This window comes from Acidihalobacter sp., from assembly GCF_037381185.1.
In the GTDB taxonomy this organism is placed as follows: Bacteria; Pseudomonadota; Gammaproteobacteria; order DSM-5130; family Acidihalobacteraceae; genus Acidihalobacter_A.
The window spans coordinates 1-3,336 of record NZ_JARRQY010000110.1; the positions used below are offsets into that span (position 1 = coordinate 1).

Consider the following 3,336-nt stretch of genomic DNA (forward strand, 5'->3'; position numbering starts at 1 on the left):
CGAAATCACGCTAATAGGCCGGCGTCAACGACGCTAAAGTCGTGGTTCGCGCCACCGTGGACGGATACGCGAGGGGCCAAACACCTCGCCGGCTGAATCAGCAATAGTTCAGCGTGTCCCTAAACACGCAGGAGAAATACAGCGTCATCTGGCAAACTGATCCCGCCTCCACCGCATCAGGACCAATCCCAGATGAACGAATCCGCCCTGATCGCCCTGGCCTCCATCGGTTTGCTCGGCATCGCCTGTCAGTGGCTCGCCTGGCGGGTAAAGCTGCCGGCGATCCTGTTCCTGCTGCTGGGCGGCATCCTCGTCGGCCCGGTCATCGGTTGGCTGCATCCGGACCGTCTGTTCGGAGACCTCCTGTTTCCGCTCGTGTCGCTGGCGGTGGCGGTAGTGCTGTTCGAGGGCAGCCTGACCCTCAAACTGGAGGAAATCCGCGGTCTGCAGCGCGTAGTGCGCAATCTGGTCAGTTTCGGCCTGCTCATCAGCGGCACCGTCACGGCACTGGCGGCACACTGGCTGTTCGGCCTCGGCTGGCAGCTGGCTGCGCTGTTCGGCGCCCTGATGACGGTGACCGGACCGACCGTGATCGTGCCCCTGCTACGCACCGTGCGGCCCACCGCCGCCGTCGCCAAGGCGCTGCGCTGGGAGGGCATCGTCATCGACCCGCTCGGCGCCCTGCTCGCCGTGCTGGTGTTCGAGTCCATCGTCTCCAGCCATACCGGCGCGGCGTTCGGGCACGTCGCACTGGTGTTCGGCCTGATCGTCGTTACCGGCACGCTGTTCGGCGCCGCTGCCGGCCACCTGCTCGGGCTGCTGCTGCGCAACTACCTTATCCCCGAATACCTGCACAACGTGACCACCCTGGCTCTGGTATTCGCAGTATTCGCGGGGGCCAACGCCGTGGAAGCAGAATCCGGCCTGCTTGCGGTGACGGTAATGGGTATGTGGCTCACCAATATGAAGCGCGTGCCGGTCGAGGCCATCCTCGACTTCAAGGAAAGCCTCAGCGTGTTCTTCATCTCCGGCCTGTTCATCATCCTCGCCGCCCGGCTGCAACTCGGCGATATGGTCCTGATGGGCTGGGGGGCGCTGGGCGTACTAGCGGTTATCCAGTTCGTGGCCAGGCCCCTGAAGGTGGCGCTGTCGACCCTCGGTTCGACCCTCAACTGGCGTGAGCGCGTTCTCCTCGCCTGGATCGGCCCCCGAGGTATCGTCGCTGCCGCCATCTCGGCCCTGTTCGCCTTGCGCCTGGAGGAACTCGGCTATCCCGAGGCGCACCTGCTCGTCCCCCTGACCTTCCTGGTCATCATCGGCACGGTGATCCTGCAAAGCCTGAGCGCGCGGCCACTGGCCCATCTGCTCGGCGTCGCCGAACCCGAACCTCGCGGCGTACTCATCGTTGGCGCCAATCCCGTGGCCAGGGCCGTGGGCGGCGCGCTGTTCAAACGCGGTTTCCCGGTGATCCTGGCGGACAGCTACTGGGAACACGTCAGCGCTGCGCGCATGGGTGGCCTGAGCACCTACCATGGCAATCCGGTTTCCGAACACGCCGACCGGCATCTCGATCTGGTCGGCATCGGCCATTTGTTGGGTCTCGCCCCGCAGACCGAACTCAACGTACTCGCCGCCCGCTACTATCGCCGCGAATTCGGCGACCGGGGTATCTTCACCCTGTCCGTCGCCGTCGAGGACGACGAACGCGAAGTCAAGCACGGCGCCTCGGCCGAATTCCGCGGACGCCCGCTGTTCGGCAAGGGCGTGTCCTATCGGAAGTTTTCCAGCCTGCTCAAGCAGGGCGCCGAAATCCGCGCCACCACACTGAGCGAACAGTTCGATTTCGCCGCCTGGCGCGAAGCGCAGGGCAAACGCAGCATCCCGCTGTTCACGATCACGCCACGCGGCGACCTACGGGTGTTCACCGCCGACACGCAGATCAAACCGGGACCGGGCTTCGTACTGCTGGCGCTGACCTCGCCCGATGCGGAGGACTGGGACAAATCCTCGAGGGCGAGCGAAACGGCAACGCCCCCTAAAGGCTGAAAGTGCTTGCGCCAGGCACCTGCCTACGCTTGATCACAGACTGGTAGACTTCACCGTTTTCTCAGCGGAGCCGCGCATGCGCATCATCACCTTCAACGCCAACGGCATTCGTTCCGCCGCCCGCAAGGGCTTCTTCGACTGGCTGCACGAGCAGCAGGCCGACGTGGTCTGCATCCAGGAGACCAAGGCGCAGGCGGAGCAGCTCACCGACCCCATGTTCTGGCCCGAGGGCTGGGACTGCTACTACTCCGACGCCGAGAAGAAGGGCTACAGCGGCGTGGCGATCTACTCGCGCCACAAGCCGGATGCGGTGGAAGCCGTACTCGGCTGCCCGAACTGCCCCGAGTTCGAGACCGAGGGCCGCTGGCTGGAGGCGCAGTACGGCGACCTCAGCGTGATCTCGCTATACATGCCGTCCGGCTCCTCAGGCGACGAACGCCAGCAGATCAAGTACCGCCTGATGGACTGCCTGTACGCCCAACTCGACGAACTGCGCGGCAACGGTCGCGAGTACGTCGTCTGCGCCGACTGGAACATCGTCCACACCGAGGCCGACATCAAGAACTGGCGCGGCAACCAGAAGAATTCCGGCTGTCTGCCTGAGGAACGCGCCTGGCTGGACCGCGTGTTCGGCGAGTTGGGCTACGTCGACGCCTTCCGCCAGTTGGAACAACCACCCGAGCAGTACACCTGGTGGTCGAACCGCGGCCAGGCCTGGGCCAAGAACGTCGGATGGCGCCTCGACTATCACGTCGTCAGCCCGACGCTGGCCGATAAAGTCCAGGCCACGCACATCTACCGCGACGAACGCTTTTCCGACCACGCGCCGCTGACCATCGACTACGACCGCACGATCTGATGCTTGTGCGGACGCGGCGCGTGTGAGAGCTTGCGACCATGGCAATCCATACATGGCTGATCTATCTCCTCGCGGTCATCGGCCTGTCGCTGACGCCCGGCCCGAACAGCCTGCTCGCGCTCACTCATGGCGCCCTCGACGGCCACCGCAAAACGCTGTTCACCATCGGCGGCGGCACGCTCGGCTTCGTCGCCCTGATTGCGCTGTCCACGCTGGGCATTGGCACGCTGCTGCAGACCTCGGCCCACGCCCTCACCGCGCTCAAGCTGCTCGGCGGTCTCTACCTCGTCTGGCTCGGCATTCAGCTGTGGCGCGCGCCGCCACTGCGCCTGGAAGGTGCCGCGGCGCATAGCGCAAGGCGCGGTCACCATCTGTTCCGCCGCGGGCTGTTCATCAGCTTGGGCCTGGCGTTGCCGCTCACGCGCTGAACG

At 65.2% G+C, this 3,336-nt stretch carries 3 protein-coding genes; all 3 read left to right on the plus strand.

Going from position 1 to position 3,336, the window contains the following annotated elements:
- Nucleotides 1-192 precede the first annotated feature (192 nt).
- The 3 genes from P8014_RS20365 (at nt 193) to P8014_RS20375 (ending at nt 3,333) form a co-directional block, all read left to right on the plus strand.
- Complete coding sequence (locus tag P8014_RS20365; protein WP_337819164.1) at nt 193-2,046, plus strand: sodium:proton antiporter; 1,854 nt, start codon at nt 193-195, stop codon at nt 2,044-2,046.
- A gap of 76 nt (nt 2,047-2,122) precedes the next feature.
- Nucleotides 2,123-2,905, plus strand: coding sequence for an exodeoxyribonuclease III (locus P8014_RS20370; RefSeq protein WP_337819165.1), 783 nt, complete (start codon nt 2,123-2,125; stop codon nt 2,903-2,905).
- 38 nt (nt 2,906-2,943) lie between these two features.
- On the plus strand, nt 2,944-3,333 hold the full coding sequence (locus P8014_RS20375) for a LysE family transporter (RefSeq protein ID WP_337819166.1): 390 nt from the start codon (nt 2,944-2,946) through the stop codon (nt 3,331-3,333).
- Nucleotides 3,334-3,336: the final 3 nt, after the last annotated feature.